At 69.6% G+C, this 15,125-nt stretch carries 12 protein-coding genes; 6 read left to right on the top strand and 6 right to left on the bottom strand.

Annotated elements, in window-relative coordinates; all coding sequences use genetic code 11:
- Positions 1-15: 15 nt before the first annotated feature.
- Entirely contained in the window at positions 16-195 is a 180-nt protein-coding gene (locus IE278_RS07235; RefSeq protein WP_189769960.1) for a hypothetical protein, read from the top strand.
- Positions 196-321: 126 nt separating this feature from the next.
- Here IE278_RS07235 and dnaE read toward each other — a convergent pair whose 3' ends face one another.
- Positions 322-3,867: a DNA polymerase III subunit alpha gene (dnaE, locus tag IE278_RS07230; RefSeq protein WP_189769958.1), complete on the bottom strand. Its 3,546-nt coding sequence runs from the start codon at positions 3,865-3,867 to the stop codon at positions 322-324.
- 260 nt (positions 3,868-4,127) lie between these two features.
- Between dnaE and IE278_RS07225 the strand changes: the two genes are divergently transcribed.
- The 4 genes from IE278_RS07225 (at position 4,128) to IE278_RS07210 (ending at position 8,859) form a co-directional block, all read left to right on the top strand.
- A complete protein-coding gene (locus tag IE278_RS07225; RefSeq protein ID WP_189769956.1) occupies positions 4,128-5,456 on the top strand; it encodes a DUF2252 domain-containing protein in 1,329 nt (442 codons plus the stop codon).
- Between the two features lie 81 nt (positions 5,457-5,537).
- Positions 5,538-6,224: a hypothetical protein gene (locus tag IE278_RS07220; RefSeq protein WP_189769954.1), complete on the top strand. Its 687-nt coding sequence runs from the start codon at positions 5,538-5,540 to the stop codon at positions 6,222-6,224.
- 47 nt (positions 6,225-6,271) lie between these two features.
- Positions 6,272-7,072 carry a DsbA family protein gene (locus tag IE278_RS07215; protein WP_189769952.1) on the top strand — a complete coding sequence of 267 codons (801 nt, stop codon included), beginning with the start codon at positions 6,272-6,274 and terminating at the stop codon, positions 7,070-7,072.
- A gap of 110 nt (positions 7,073-7,182) precedes the next feature.
- A complete protein-coding gene (locus IE278_RS07210) occupies positions 7,183-8,859 on the top strand; it encodes an alkaline phosphatase D family protein (RefSeq protein WP_189769950.1) in 1,677 nt (558 codons plus the stop codon).
- Positions 8,860-8,912: 53 nt separating this feature from the next.
- Here the strand turns inward: IE278_RS07210 and IE278_RS07205 are convergent, their stop codons facing one another.
- Positions 8,913-9,482: a dienelactone hydrolase family protein gene (locus tag IE278_RS07205; protein WP_189769948.1), complete on the bottom strand. Its 570-nt coding sequence runs from the start codon at positions 9,480-9,482 to the stop codon at positions 8,913-8,915.
- A gap of 96 nt (positions 9,483-9,578) precedes the next feature.
- Between IE278_RS07205 and IE278_RS07200 the strand changes: the two genes are divergently transcribed.
- Positions 9,579-10,700: a mechanosensitive ion channel family protein gene (locus IE278_RS07200; RefSeq protein WP_189769946.1), complete on the top strand. Its 1,122-nt coding sequence runs from the start codon at positions 9,579-9,581 to the stop codon at positions 10,698-10,700.
- Positions 10,701-10,861: 161 nt separating this feature from the next.
- Here the strand turns inward: IE278_RS07200 and IE278_RS07195 are convergent, their stop codons facing one another.
- From IE278_RS07195 to lspA, 4 genes are all read right to left on the bottom strand, one after another.
- Positions 10,862-12,448 (bottom strand): Na+/H+ antiporter, encoded by a 1,587-nt coding sequence (locus IE278_RS07195; protein ID WP_189769944.1) that lies wholly within the window; start codon positions 12,446-12,448, stop codon positions 10,862-10,864.
- Positions 12,449-12,887: 439 nt separating this feature from the next.
- Positions 12,888-13,370: a GNAT family N-acetyltransferase gene (locus IE278_RS07190; RefSeq protein ID WP_189769942.1), complete on the bottom strand. Its 483-nt coding sequence runs from the start codon at positions 13,368-13,370 to the stop codon at positions 12,888-12,890.
- A complete protein-coding gene (locus tag IE278_RS07185; RefSeq protein ID WP_107017498.1) occupies positions 13,367-14,311 on the bottom strand; it encodes an RluA family pseudouridine synthase in 945 nt (314 codons plus the stop codon). Before IE278_RS07185 ends, IE278_RS07190 begins: the two co-directional genes overlap by 4 nt.
- A 70-nt stretch (positions 14,312-14,381) precedes the next feature.
- Positions 14,382-15,083, bottom strand: a complete 702-nt coding sequence (gene lspA / locus IE278_RS07180; RefSeq protein WP_189769940.1) for a signal peptidase II — start codon at positions 15,081-15,083, stop codon at positions 14,382-14,384.
- Between the last annotated feature and the right edge of the window lie 42 nt (positions 15,084-15,125).

Below are 15,125 nucleotides of genomic sequence, written 5' to 3'. Positions count from 1 at the left end.
CCGTAGGAGGCAGTCATGGCCAAGAACAAGAACCGTAAGCAGGGCGGCGAACAGGACCGCTCGTCGCAGCCGGAGCGTGCGCAGGAGCAGTCCGAGCGGTCCTCGGCACAGGCACAGCAGTCGCCGGTGTCGCAGATCCAGGGCAGCCCGGCCGATGTCGCCCGCAAGCACCAGAAGCGTTTCGGCCACAACTGAGCCGAGCGCACGGGCCCTTACGGCCCTGGCACACGCCGAGGGGCGCACCCGTGCACGGGTGCGCCCCTCGCGCCGGTCCGAAGCCGGAGGTCCGGAAGTCCGGGGAACCGGAGGTCCGGGAAGCCGTCAGCCGGTTGTCGCCAGGCAGGCCGGCCCCAGCAGCACCTTCAGATCGCCGAAGAGCGCGGGATCCGCCTTCACCCGGTGCCGGTCGAGCCGCAGGACCGTGGTCTTGCTCGGGCCCTGGAGCCGGATCCGCACCTCGCTCTCGCCCCGGTGGTGGCTGAGGATCTCACCGAGCCTGCTCACCATGGGCGGAGTGATCTTCAGCGCCGGGATGGTGAGGATCACGGGCGCGTTGGTGCCCGCGTTGGAGAGGTCCGGGACCTGGAGCTCCATCGCGACCAGCCGCGGCACGTCCTCGCGCTTGTCGAGGCGGCCCTTGACGAACACCACGGCGTCCTCGACGAGTTGCGTCGACACCAGCTGATAGGTGGCCGGGAAGAACATGCACTCGATCGAACCGGCGAGGTCCTCCACCGTGGCGATCGCCCACGCGTTGCCCTGCTTGGTCATCTTGCGCTGGAGGCCGGAGATGATGCCGCCGATGGTGACGACCGCGCCGTCCCCGTGCTCACCTCCGGTGAGCTGGGCGATGCCCGCGTCGGCCTTGTCGGACAGCACGTGCTCCAGGCCGAAGAGCGGGTGGTCGGAGACGTACAGGCCGAGCATCTCCCGCTCCTGGGCGAGCAGATAGGCCTTGTCCCACTCGTCGGTGGTGAACTCCACGTCGAGTCCGAAGCCGGGCTCGGTGTTGTCCGCCTCGCCCATGCCGCCGAAGAGGTCGAACTGCCCCTCGGCCTCCTTCCTCTTCACCGCGACCACGTTGTCGATCATCGGCTCGAAGTGCGCGGTGAGGCCCTTGCGGGTGTGCCCCATCGTGTCGAAGGCGCCGGCCTTGATGAGTGATTCCGTGGTGCGCTTGTTGCAGGCGGCGGCCTCGACCTTGTCGAGGTAGTCGGGGAACGAGTTGTACTTCCCCTTGGCCTTGCGGCTGCGGATGATCGACTCGACGACGTTCGTACCGACGTTGCGCACCGCGGAGAGGCCGAAGAGGATCACGTCGTCGCCCTGCGCGGCGAAGTTCTGCTCGGACTCGTTGACGTTCGGCGGCAGGACCTTGATCTTCATACGGCGGCACTCGTTGAGGTAGACCGCCGACTTGTCCTTGTCGTCCTTGACCGAGGTGAGCAGCGCGGCCATGTACTCGGCCGGGTAGTTCGCCTTGAGATAGCCGGTCCAGTACGACACCAGTCCGTACGCGGCGGAGTGCGCCTTGTTGAACGCGTACCCGGCGAACGGGACCAGGACGTCCCACAGGGCCTGGATCGCCTCGGCGCTGTAGCCGTTCTTCTGGGCGCCCTCCTGGAAGAGGACGAAGTTCTTCGCCAGTTCGTCGGGCTTCTTCTTGCCCATCACGCGGCGCAGGATGTCGGCCTCGCCGAGCGAGTAGCCGGCGATGATCTGGGCGGCCTTCTGGACCTGCTCCTGGTAGACGATCAGGCCGTAGGTGACCGCCAGGACCTCTTCGAGCGGCTCCTCCAGCTCCTTGTGGATCGGGGTGATCTCCTGGCGGCCGTTCTTGCGCTCCGCGTAGTTGATGTGCGAGTTCATGCCCATCGGGCCCGGCCGGTAGAGGGCCGAGACGGCGGAGATGTCCTCGAAGTTGTCGGGCTGCATCTGGCGGAGCAGCGAGCGCATCGGGCCGCCGTCGAACTGGAAGACGCCGAGGGTGTCACCGCGGCAGAGCAGTTCGAAGGTCTTGGGGTCGTCCAGCGGCAGGGAGAGCATCTCCAGGTCGATGCCCTTGTTGGCCTTCACCATCTTGATGGCGTCGTCCATGATCGTGAGGTTGCGCAGGCCCAGGAAGTCCATCTTCAGCAGGCCGAGCGACTCGCACTGCGGGTAGTCCCACTGGGTGATCGTCACGTTGTCGGTGTGCCGCACCCAGACCGGGGCGTGGTCGACGATGGGCTCGCTGGACATGATCACGCCGGCCGCGTGCACACCCATCTGCCGGACCAGGCCCTCGACGCCCTTGGCGGTGTCGATGACCTTCTTCACGTCCGGCTCGTTCTCGTACATCCCGCGGATCTCGCCGGCCTCGCCGTAGCGGGGGTGCTTGGGATCGGTGATGCCGTTCAGGTCGATGCCCTTGCCGAGGACGTCGGCGGGCATCGCCTTGGTGAGCCGGTCGCCCATCGCGTACGGGTAGCCCAGCACACGCGCGGAGTCCTTGATGGCGTTCTTCGCCTTGATCTTGCCGTACGTGCCGATCATGGCGACCTTGTCGGCGCCGTACTTCTCGGTCACATACCTGATCACCTCGACGCGCCGACGCTCGTCGAAGTCGATGTCGACGTCGGGCATGGAGACGCGCTCGGGGTTGAGGAACCGCTCGAAGATCAGACCGTGCGGGATCGGGTCGAGGTCGGTGATGCCCATGGCGTACGACACGATCGAACCGGCCGCGGAGCCTCGGCCGGGGCCGACCGCGATGCCCTGCTTCTTGGCCCACATGATGAAGTCGGCGACGACGAGGAAGTACCCCGGGAACCCCATCTGGATGATGACGTCCATCTCGTACTCGGCCTGCTTCTGGCGGTCCTCGGGGACGCCGCCGGGGAAGCGGCGCTCCATGCCGCGGCGCACCTCCTCCTGGAACCAGGTGACCTCGGTGAAGCCCTCGGGGATGTCGAACTTCGGCATGAGGTTCTTCGCCTCGAACATGCCGGTCGTGTCGATCTGCTCGGCCACCAGGAGCGTGTTGGCGCACCCTTCCTGCCAGGCGTCCGAGGAGTCGACGGCGTACATCTCGTCCGTCGACTTCAGGTAGTAACCGGTGCCGTCGAAGCGGAAGCGGTCCGGGTCGGAGAGGTTCTTGCCGGTCTGGATGCACAGCAGCGCGTCGTGGGCGGTCGCCTCGTGCGCGTACGTGTAGTGCGAGTCGTTCGTCACCAGCGGCGGGATGCCCAGCTTCTTGCCGATCCGCAGGAGGTCGTCACGGACCCGGCTCTCGATCTCGATGCCGTGGTCCATCAGCTCCAGGAAGTACCGGTCCTTGCCGAAGATGTCCTGGTACTCGGAGGCCGCCTTCAGCGCCTCGTCGAACTGGCCGAGGCGCAGCCGGGTCTGCAGCTCACCGGAGGGGCACCCCGTGGAGGCGATCAGGCCCTCGGACCACTGGGAGATGGTCTCCTTGTCCATGCGGGGCCACTTCTGCAGCCAGCCCTCCGCGTACGCGTCCGAGGAGAGCTTGAAGAGGTTGTGCAGGCCCGTCCGGTTCGCCGCCCAGATCGTCTTGTGGGTGTAACCACCGGAACCGGAGACGTCGTCGCGCTTCTGGTGCGGCTGGCCCCATTTGATCTTGCGCTTGTTGCGCCGCGACTCGGGCGCGACGTACGCCTCGATGCCGATGATCGGGGTGACGCCCGCCTTCTTGGCCGAGTGGAAGAAGTCGTACGCCCCGTGGAGGTTGCCGTGGTCGGACATCGCGATGTGCGACATGCCCATCTCGTTGCACGCCTCGAACATGTCCTTGAGCCGCGCGGCACCGTCCAGCAGCGAGTACTGGGTATGGACGTGCAGGTGCGTGAACGGCGGCTTTGACACGGCTTCGGCCTCCAAGAAGAACGGGCGTCGACGAGATCCCTACCGGCTGCGAACAGTCTGGGGGACAGCCACGAAGTGTATGCCTGAGGACTGACACTCCGAGCGCTCTCCCCCGTACCTTCGTGCGTACCTTCGTCGGACGGTGAACGGGCACTCCCGTGGACCCCCGTCCGTTGGAGGATGACGGAGACAACCGCTCCGGCGGACCGCACATTCCGTCCCACTCGTCATGCAGTACCTGCACCAGGAGGCACCCAGCGATGTCGGTTCCGCAGCTCAGCGCCGAGCAGCGCGGCGAAGAGATCCTCGCCGTCTTCCATACCGCCTTCGGCGATCTGCTGGCCGCCGATCCGGCCGCGTTCCGCGTGAAGTTCCGGAAGATGGCGGCCTCGGCGTTCGCGTTCTACCGCGGGACGGCAGGGCTCTTCTACCACGACCTGGAACAGGAGAGGCGGGGCGGCCCGTACCTGGACGAGCGCACCTCCCGGGTGTGGATCCACGGCGACCTGCACGCGGAGAACTTCGGCACGTACATGGACGCCCAGGGCCGGCTGATCTTCAACGTGAACGACTTCGACGAGGCCTACGTCGGCCCGTTCACCTGGGACCTCAAGCGCCTCGCCGCCTCCGTGGCCCTGATCGGTTACGCGAAGGCGCTGAGCGACGAGCAGATCACCACCCTGGTCCGGACGTACGCGGCGGCCTACCGCGAGCGCATCCACGCGCTGGCGACGGGCGCCAAGAGCGACGAGGTGCCGCCCTTCACGCTGGACACCGCCCAGGGGCCCCTGCTGGACGCCCTGCGGGACGCCCGCTCGCTGACCCGCTTCGGGCTGCTCGACTCGATGACCGAGATCCGCGACTTCGAGCGCCGCTTCGCGCCGGGCGGCGGCTCCATCGAGCTGGACGCGGCCACCCGCTACAAGGTCCTGGCCGCGTTCGACGGCTATCTGGAGACGCTGCCCGAGTCGTCCCTTGACCGCCCGGACTCGTACCGGGTGAAGGACGTCGTGGGCCGCCGCGGCATCGGCATCGGCTCGGCGGGGCTGCCCTCGTACAACATCCTTCTGGAGGGTGCGACCGACGCCCTGGAGAACGATGTGGTGATCTACATCAAGCAGGCCCAGACCCCGGCCGTCTCGCGGCACATCACGGACTCCTCGATCCGTGAGTACTTCCAGCACGAGGGTCACCGCACGGTGATCTCCCAGCGCGCGCTGCAGGCGCACGCCGACCCGTGGCTGGGCTGGACCGAGCTGGACGGCGCGGGCCAGCTGGTCGCCGAGGTCTCGCCGTACGCGGTGGACCTCGACTGGGGCGACATCGACGACCCGGAGGAGATCGCCGCCGTCGTCGCCGACCTCGGCCGGTCCACCGCCACCATGCACGCCGCCGCGGACGACGAGAGCGGCCACTCGGAGCTGGTGCCGTTCTCCACCGAGCGCGCCATCGACGCGGCGATCGCGGGCGACGAGGACAGCTTCGGCGACCTCCTCGTGGACTTCGCGCACGCGTACGGGGCCCGCGCGCGCGAGGACCACCAGATCTTCGTGGACCTGTTCCGCAACGGCCGGATCCCCGGCCTGTAGCCGCCCGCCCACCGACCGCGACCACCCACAGGAACCCTTTAGGGGTCCCCTACAGGAGTACGTGACAGACTCTTCACCGCTATGGACATATCCGGGACCCAGCTCAGAGCCGTGCGCGCGGCGGTGTTCACGACCCTGGTCGTGACGCTCAGCACCGCGTCGCACGTGCTGCTGTCCCGGGTCCCCCTGCCGCTGGCCACCGTGGCCGCTCTCGCCGGTGCCGTCTTCGTCGTCGCGTACGCGCTGGCGGGCCGCGAGCGCGGCTTCGGGCGGATCGCCGCCCTGCTGATCCCGCTGGAGCTGGCCGCCGACACACTGTTCACGGCCGGCCAGCACGCCTGTTACGGCAAGGCCGGCGGCCCGGTCGCCGGCCCGCTGCGCTCGGTCGGCCTCGACGTGCTCTGCGGGGGCGGCGAGGTCGGCACCCCGCTGGCCCGGGTGACGGGCGGCGAGACCCCGCCGGCCGCGGCCCTCCTCGCACAGGCCGACCCGGGCGCCGCCTGGCTGCTGCTCGGCGCGCACATCGGTGTCGGCCTCCTCGCCGCCGCCTGGCTGCGCCGCGGCGAGCGGGCCCTGGCCCAGCTCCTGGACGCGATGGCCGCCGCCACGTTCCGCCCGCTGCTGGTCGCGGTCGCCGCGGTGACCGTGCACCTCACTCCGGTGCGCCGGCTGCCCAGGCCCACGCGCCGGGTCGCCGCCACGCGTACGCGGCTCTTCGTGCACTCGATGGGACGGCGTGGACCGCCGTGCTCGGCGCTTGCCGCCTGAGCACCACAGTCCCCGTACACACCTGCCATCACCACGGAGAACCCATCATGAGCAAGCGGAACAGCCAGGCCTCGAAGTCGGCGGCCCGTGAGCGGCTGCGCGTCGAGCGCGAGCGCCAGGCCAAGCGTGAGAAGGCCAAGCGGCAGATCATCGTCGCCGGTTCGATCGTCGCGGTCCTCGCGATAGCCGGCGGCATCGGCTACGCCGTCGTACAGAACAACGAGCCCTCCAAGTGGGACGCGGCCGCCGACGCGAAGGTCGTCGCCCCCGCCAACACCAGCGGCAAGAACGGCACGACCGTCGTCATCGGCGAGTCCAAGACCGACAACACGGTCCACCTCTACGAGGACCCGCGCTGCCCGGCCTGTGCCTCCTTCGAGCAGACGGTCGGCGAGACCGTCAACAAGGGCATGACGGACGGCGACTACAAGCTCTCCTTCACCCTCGGCACGTTCCTCGACGGCAACCTCGGCGGCGAGGGCTCGAAGAACGGCGTGAGCGCGCTCGGCGCCGCCCTGAACGTCAGCCCCGAAGCGTTCCTGGAGTTCAAGACCGCGCTGTACTCCACGAAGTACCACCCGGAGGAGACGACCGACGACCTCGCCAAGGACAGCTACCTGATCAAGGTGGCGAACACGGTCGACGCCCTGAAGGACAACAAGAAGTTCCAGGACGCCGTCAACAAGGGCACGTACGACGCCTGGGCGATGAAGATGAGCAAGACGTTCGACGACGCCAAGGGTGTCGACTCGACGCCGACCATCAAGATCAACGACAAGGTGATCACGAACCCGAGCACGGTCGCCGACTGGCAGAAGGCGCTCAAGGACGCGGGCGTCACCAAGTAGCGGGTTCCGTATGACGCGTTCCGTAAGGGCGGGCGAACTTCTCCGCGTTCGCCCGCCCTTCACGTCGTTCGCCTTACGAAAAGCCCTACCCATCAGTAATCTGACCGGCCGTGACCAGTCGCATCAGATCCCTCACCAGCCCCTCCGGCCCTTCCGGCCCCGACTCCCCCGCCCCCAGCCGCCGTACGGTTGTCAAGGCGGCCGCGGCCACCGCCGTGCTCGGGGCCCCGCTCGCCGCCGCGCTGCCGGCCCGCGCCGCCGAGGCCCCCGCGTTCCTGCACGGCGTCGCCTCGGGCGACCCGCTGCCGGACGGCGTCCTCCTGTGGACCCGGGTGACGCCCACCGCCGAGGCGACCCCCGGCTCCGGGCTCGGCCCGGACGTGGAGGTCGGCTGGACGGTGGCCGCGGACAAGGCGTTCACGACGGTCGTCGCGAAGGGCTCCACCACCGCGACCGCCGCCTCCGACCACACCGTCAAGGCGGACATCCGCGGCCTGAGGCCCGCCACCGACTACTGGTTCCGCTTCTCCAGCGGCGGTACCGACTCACCGGCCGCCCGCACCCGTACCGCCCCCGCCCACGACGCGGCCGTCGCCGGGATGCGCTTCGGCGTGGTGTCCTGCGCCAACTGGGAGGCCGGCTACTTCTCCGCGTACCGGCACCTCGCCGCGCGCGGCGACCTGGACGCCTGGCTGCACCTGGGCGACTACATATACGAGTACGGAACAGGCGAGTACGGCACGCGGGACACCGTCGTACGCCCGCACGCCCCGGCGCACGAGATCGTCACCCTCGCCGACTACCGCACCCGGCACGGCCGTTACAAGACCGACCCCGACCTGCGCGCCCTGCACGCCGCGGCTCCGGTCATCGCGATCTGGGACGACCACGAGTTCGCCAACGACGCCTGGGCGGGCGGCGCCGAGAACCACACCGAGGGCGCCGAGGGCACCTGGTCCGCGCGCCAGGCCGCCGCCAAGCAGGCCTACTTCGAGTGGATGCCGGTCCGGCCCGCGGCGGAGGGGACCACCTACCGGCGGCTGCGCTTCGGCAAGCTCGCCGATCTCTCGCTGCTCGACCTGCGCTCGTACCGCTCGCAGCAGGTGTCGACCGGCAGCGGCTCGGTGGACGACCCGGACCGTACGCTCACCGGGCGGGCCCAGCTCGACTGGCTGAAGACGGGCCTGCGTTCCTCCGACACCACCTGGCGGCTGGTCGGCAACTCGGTGATGATCGCCCCCTTCGCCATAGGCTCGCTCTCCGCCGAACTCCTCAAGCCCCTCGCCGAACTGCTCGGTCTGCCCAAGGAGGGCCTCGCCCTCAACACCGACCAGTGGGACGGCTACACCGACGACCGCCGCGAACTCCTCGCGCACCTGCGGGACAACGCGATCCGCAACACGGTCTTCCTCACCGGCGACATCCACATGGCCTGGGCCAACGACGTGCCGTACAACGCCGGTACGTATCCCCTGTCGGCCTCCGCCGCCACCGAGTTCGTCGTCACCTCGGTGACCTCCGACAACCTGGACGACCTCGTCAAGGTCCCCGAGGGCACGGTCTCGGCTCTGGCGTCACCGGTGATCCGCGCCGCCAACCGGCACGTCCACTGGGTCGACACCGACCGCCACGGCTACGGCGTCCTCGACCTCACCGCCGAGCGGGCACAGATGGACTACTACGTCCTCTCCGACCGCACGACCCCGAACGCGACGGCGTCCTGGGCCCGTTCGTACCGCACGCGCAGCGGCACGCAGAGGGTCGAGCGGACGTACGACCCGGTCTGAGCCCCCTGCACAAAGGCTGTCGCCCGTCGTCTACAGGGTGTCGAGGAAGCCGTCTACAGGGTTTCGAGGAAGCCGAGTGCCACCCGCCAGGTGGCCTCGGCGGCCTCCTCGTCGTAGTCCGGGAGACCGGGGTCGGTGTAGAGGTGCCCGGCGCCCGCGTATCTGTACACCTCCACGTCGGCCCCCGCCTTGCCCATCTGCAGGTACCAGGCGGTCAGCCAGTCGTCGGGCTCGAAGGCGTCCGGCTCGGCGACGTGCAACTGGACCGGCAGCTCGTCCACCGAGGCGGTCTCCGCGATGTCGGACGTGCCGTGCAGGAGCAGCAGCCCGCGGGCCTTGTCGTCGCCGAGCGCCAGGGTCTGCGCGGTCGCCGCGCCCAGCGAGAACCCCGCATACACGAGCCCCCGCTCCGAGTAGGGCGCCGCGGCCAGGATGGCGCGCTTGAGCAGCTCGTCCTTGCCCAGCTCGTCCTTGAAGGCCATGCCCTCCTCCACGGTCTCGAAGGTGCGCCCCTCGAAGAGGTCGGGCGTCCACACCTCGTGTCCCGCGGCGCGCAGCCGGTCCGCCGCGTCCCGCACCGCGGGCCGCAGACCGTAGGTCGAATGGAAGAGCATGATGTTCATGAACCCATCGTGCCAGCCACCACCGACAACGCGGGCACCTCAGATATGACCCGGCCCACAGGTTAGCCACCCCTTGCGCCGGTTACGGTCGAAGGCATGGAGAACGTGCTTCGCCCGCTGATCGTGATCGGCGGCTCGCTCGTGGTGACGCTGCTCGTCGGCTGGCTGGTCGACCTGCTGCTGCGACGCGCCGATCAACGCCACCACCAGGTCCCGCTGTGGGGCCTGCTGCGCCGCTGCCGTCTTCCGCTGCAGTTCGCCATGTGCGCCGCCATGCTGAGAGGGCTGTACGACCAGGCGGAGATCGCACCCAAGCACTCCGCGGGGATCGGCCAGGTCCTGACCCTGGTCCTCATCGGATCCACGGCCTGGCTCATGGTGCGGATCGCCACGGCCGTCGTCGAGTCCTCGTACTCCCGCTACGCCCACGCCCACCGCGACCCGGCCAGGGTCCGCCGGGTCCGTACGCAGGTGACGCTGATCCAGCGTGTCGTCTCCGCGATCGTCGGTGTGGTGGCGGTCGCCGCCATGCTGCTGACGTTCCCGGCGATGCGCGCGGCCGGTGCCTCACTGCTGGCCTCGGCCGGCATCCTCGGCATCGTCGCCGGTGTGGCCGCGCAGTCCACGCTCGCCAACATGTTCGCCGGTCTGCAGATCGCGTTCGGCGACATGGTGCGGCTCGGGGACACGGTGGTGGTGAACGGGGAGTGGGGCACGGTCGACGAGATCACGCTCACCTTCCTGACCGTCCGCACCTGGGACGAGCGCCGGTTCACGATGCCGGTGTCGTACTTCACCTCGCAGCCGTTCGAGAACTGGTCCCGCGGCGGGGTGCAGATGACCGGGACGGTCTTCTTCCACCTGGATCACAGCGCGCCCGTCGAGGAGATGCGCAACAAGCTCCGGGACATCCTCCGTGAGTGCTCCGCCTGGGACGGACGCGACTACGGCCTCGCCGTGACCGACTCCACGCCCAGCACGATGGAGGTGCGCGCGCTGGTCACCGCGAAGGACGCGGACGACGTCTGGACGGTGCGGGTCACCGTCCGCGAACAGATGCTCCGCTGGCTGACCGTCCACCACCCGTACGCCCTGCCCCGCGTCAACACGGCCGACGCGATCCTTCCGCCGGGCACGGCGAGCCAGAACGGCACGGAGAACCACCGCCCGCGCGCCCGGGGCCGAGCGGTGGAACCCCCGCGAACAGGCCGAGGCTGACCCACCCCGGCCCGGCGGGGTCCGTTCGCGCCGTTCCCCGCGCCCCTGTTTCCAGGGGCGCGGGGAACGGCGCAATCTGTTGCCTTCAAGGGCGCGGGGAGCGGCGCAACAAGCCCCCACCGAACCCGCACCCGCACCCACCCACAACGCCAGGCCACGGCCTACCTCAAGCTGCGCACATCCAGATGGCGCAGAACCCGGTCGACGACCTCAGGATTCGCCCCCGGCTCACTACGCGCCGCCAGCACCTCGTGCCGGGCCGCGGACAGCATCTCCCCCTGGATCCGCCGCACCAACTTGATCCGCCGAGCCCGCTGATCATGCGCCTCGCGCCGCTCGTCCTCCCCCAGGTCGGGACTGATCCGGTACCCGATGTCGAACGCCCTCCGCAGCAACTGCTCGGTCAGCTCGTCGGACAGATCCTCCGTCTCCCCCAGCTCCCGCAGCCGCTGCTTCGCCACCTTGGCCGCCCGGACGGCGAGCGTCTTCTCGAACTCCTTCTCCTGGTCGGTGTCGGCCTGCACACCGAGCTTGCGCACCAGCCATGGCAGACTCAGCCCCTGCAGCACGAGCGTGGCCATGATCACCCCGAACGCGATGAAGATCATCTCTTCCCGGTTGGGGAACGGCTCCCCGTTCTCCATCTTCAGCGGGATGGCCAGCGCCAGCGCGACGGAGGCCACCCCGCGCATCCCGGCCCACCACATGACGACGGTCTCCCGCCAGGACGTCGGGATGTCCTCGTCGAGGTCCCGTTTCGCGTGCAGCCGCTTGGTCAGCCAGGTGGCGGGCAACAGCCACGCCAGGCGTACGAACACCACGACCCCCACGATCGCGGCGGCCCAGCCGAGCAACTCCCCCCAGCGCCCCGACGCGGTGCGGATCGCGTTGTGCAGCTCCAGTCCGATGAGCCCGAAGGCCACCCCGGTGACCAGCGTGTCGACGATGTTCCAGAAGGTGTGCCCGGCCAGCCTCGTCATGACGTCGTCGGCGTCGTTGGCGTACTCCGCCAGGAACAACGCCGTGGTGAGCACCGCCAGCACCCCGGACCCGTGCAGCTCCTCCGCGAGCACGTACGAGGCGTACGGCACGAGCAGGGTCAGGCTGATCTGCAGCGTCGGGTCCCCGAGGGAGTCCATCAGCCGGTTCGTGGCCCAGCCGAGCCCGAACCCCACGGCGACCGCGACGACGGCGGACAGCAGGAAGTCGAGGGCCGCGCCCGGCAGCGAGAAGGAGCCACTGATCGCGGCGGCGATGGCCACGTGGTAGAGCACGATGGCCGTCACGTCGTTGAACAGCCCCTCGCCCTCCAGGATCGACACCAGGCGGCGTGGCAGCCCGAGCTGGCCCGCGACGGCGGTCGCCGCGACCGGGTCGGGCGGCGCCACCAGCGCGCCGAGCGCCACGGCTGCGGCGATCGGCAGGCCGGGCACGATCGAGTGGGCGACCGCGGCGACCACGGCGGTGGTGACGAACACGAGGGCCACGGCGAGCAGGAAGATCGGCCGTTTGTTGGCGGTGAACTGCCGCCAGGAGGTACGCCGTACGGCCGCGTAGAGCAGGGGCGGAAGCAGCGCGGGCAGGATCAGATCGGGCGGGATGTCCACGTTCGGTACGAAGTCGAGGACGGCCAGCACGATCCCGAGCAGGGTCATCAGCACCGGCGAGGGAAGCCCGAAGCGGTCCCCCAGCGGAACGCTGACGACGGCCCCGAGCAACAGCACGAACAACAGGGCCAACTGGTCCACTTTCAGGACTCCAGAGGTCTAGACGATCACAACAGTCCAAACCCCAAGCGTGCCACCGCAACCACATTCCACACGCAGACGCCCCGTCAGGAACGCGGAGAACGCCGCAGCCTTCGACCGTCAGGGGCGCGGGGAACGGCGCAGTCTTCTGCCTTCAGGTCTTTCGGAGCCGCGAGGAACGACAAACCTTCGCCCTCCAGGGGCGCGGGGAACGGCGCAATCTTTTGTCTTTGGAGCCGCGGGGAACGGCGCAATCTTCGCCCTTCAGGGGCGCGGGGAACGGCGCAATCTTTTGTCTTTGGAGCCGCGGGGAACGGCGCAATCTTCGCCCTTCAGGGGCGCGGGGAACGGCGCAGTCTTTCAGGGGCGCGGGGAACTGCGCGACCAGCACCCCAACGGGCCCGCACCCGAAGAACGCCCCGAGCCCTCCCCCGAGCACCTAAAGAACGCGCCGCATGGCCCGATGCGGAATCCCCGCGTCAGGAAACTCGGGCCCGTAGGCCACATACCCCAGTCGCTCGTAGAACCCCACCGCGTGCGTCTGCGCGTGCAGATCCACCGCCGTCAGCCCGCGCGCGCGTGCCGCGTCCTCGATGCCCCGCACGAGCGCGATCCCGACGCCGAGCCCCCGTGCGGCCTTCACGACGGCGAGCCGCCCCAGGGCGCCGACACCGGGCTCCCCGCCGGTCCTGCCGGCCGCCGCCTCACCGTGCAGCAGCCGCCCCGCGCCGAGCGGCCGCCCGTCCTCGCCCACGGCGAGCACATGCACGGCACCGGCGTCGTACGCGTCGTACTCCAGTTCCTCAGGAACCTGCTGCTCGACGACGAAGACCTCCTTGCGCACCGCGAAGCAGGCCTCGCGGTCGGTGAGATCGTCGGCGACCCGCACCACATAGGGCGCCGAACTCGACGACGGGCTCATGCGTTGCTTTCCTCCCGGACGCGGTCCAGCGCCTGCTGCAGGTCGTCGGCGTAGCCGGCCTCGAACTCGACCCACTGCCCGTCCCCGGGGTGCTCGAATCCGAGCCGTACCGCCTGCAGCCACTGCCGGGTCAGCCCGAGCCGCTTGGAAAGCGTCGGGTCGGCCCCGTACGTCAGGTCGCCGACGCAGGGGTGCCGGTGGGCCGACATGTGGACGCGGATCTGGTGGGTGCGCCCGGTCTCCAGCTTGATGTCGAGCAGCGAGGCCGCGCGGAACGCCTCGATCAGGTCGTAGTGGGTCACGGAGGGCTTGCCCTCGGCGGTGACCGCCCACTTGTAGTCGTGGTTCGGGTGCCGGCCGATGGGCGCGTCGATGGTGCCGCTGGTCGGGTCGGGGTGGCCCTGGACGAGCGCGTGGTAGCGCTTGTCGACCGTGCGCTCCTTGAACTGGCGCTTGAGCGACGTGTACGCGTACTCCGACTTGGCCACCACCATCAGGCCGGACGTGCCCACGTCGAGGCGGTGCACGATGCCCTGGCGCTCGGCGGCGCCCGAGGTGGAGATCCGGTACCCGGCGGCGGCGAGGCCGCCGATCACGGTGGGGCCCGACCAGCCGGGGCTGGGGTGCGCGGCGACCCCGACCGGCTTGACGATCACGACCACGTCGTCGTCGTCGTGCACGATCTCCATGCCCTCGACGGGTTCGGCGACGATCTGCACGGGCGGGGCGGCCTGTGGCATCTCGACTTCCATCCAGGCGCCGCCGTGCACCCTCTCGGACTTCCCGACCACCGAGCCGTCGACCGTGACCTTCCCCGCCGCGGCGAGCTCGGCGGCCTTCGTACGGGAGAAGCCGAACATGCGGGAGATGGCGGCGTCTACACGCTCGCCCTCCAGGCCGTCGGGCACGGGCAGGGTACGGATATCGGGAACGGTGCTCACTCGTCGAGTATGCCGGACGGGTGAGACACCGGCTTACGGCAGCCCGCGCACCCGGTGCTCCCCCGCCCGCTCAGTCCTTGTGGACGGTGCCGTCCGGGTCCAGGCCCCGGAAGGACAGCAGCACGATGAGGATGCCGCCGCAGACGATCGCGGAGTCCGCGAGGTTGAAGACCGCGAAGTGCTTGGGTGCGATGAAGTCGACGACCGCGCCCTCCAGGACCCCCGGCGCACGGAAGATCCGGTCGGTGAGGTTGCCGAGGGCGCCGCCGAGCAGCAGACCGAGCGCGATCGCCCAGGGCAGGCTGTAGAGCTTGCGGGCGAGCCGGGCGATCACCACGATCACGGCGGCGGCGATCACCGTGAAGATGATCGTGAAGGCCTCGCCGAAGCCGAAGGCCGCGCCGGCGTTGCGGATCGCCTCGAACTTGAGCCAGTCCCCGATGATCTCGATCGGCTCGTGGTGCTCCAGCTTGGCGACCACGATCAGCTTGCTGATCAGGTCCAGCGCGTACGCCAGGGCGGCGACGGTGAAGAGCACGGCGATCCGGCGCCGGCCCCTGGGAGCCGCCGCGGCCTCACCCGAGGCCTCAGGCGCCTCGGACACCGAGGACGCGCCAGCCGTCCCAGCCGCCTCGTCCGAGGCCCCCTGGGGGGTCGCACTCCGGTCGGACCGCTCCGGCTCGGGTCCGGCGCTCCCGTCGGGCTGCTCCGGCTGGGCTCCCGCCGCGCCCGGGGTATCCGGCGTACCGATGATGCGCTCCGCCTCTGCCACGTGAGTAAGTCCCTCGACCTAGGTGCCTGACTGAGCACGAGG

It is taken from the genome of Streptomyces tauricus (assembly GCF_014650955.1).
In the GTDB taxonomy this organism is placed as follows: Bacteria; Actinomycetota; Actinomycetes; order Streptomycetales; family Streptomycetaceae; genus Streptomyces; species Streptomyces tauricus.
The sequence above is the reverse complement of the archived record's forward strand: the minus strand, read 5'-3'. Positions and strand labels throughout refer to the sequence as shown.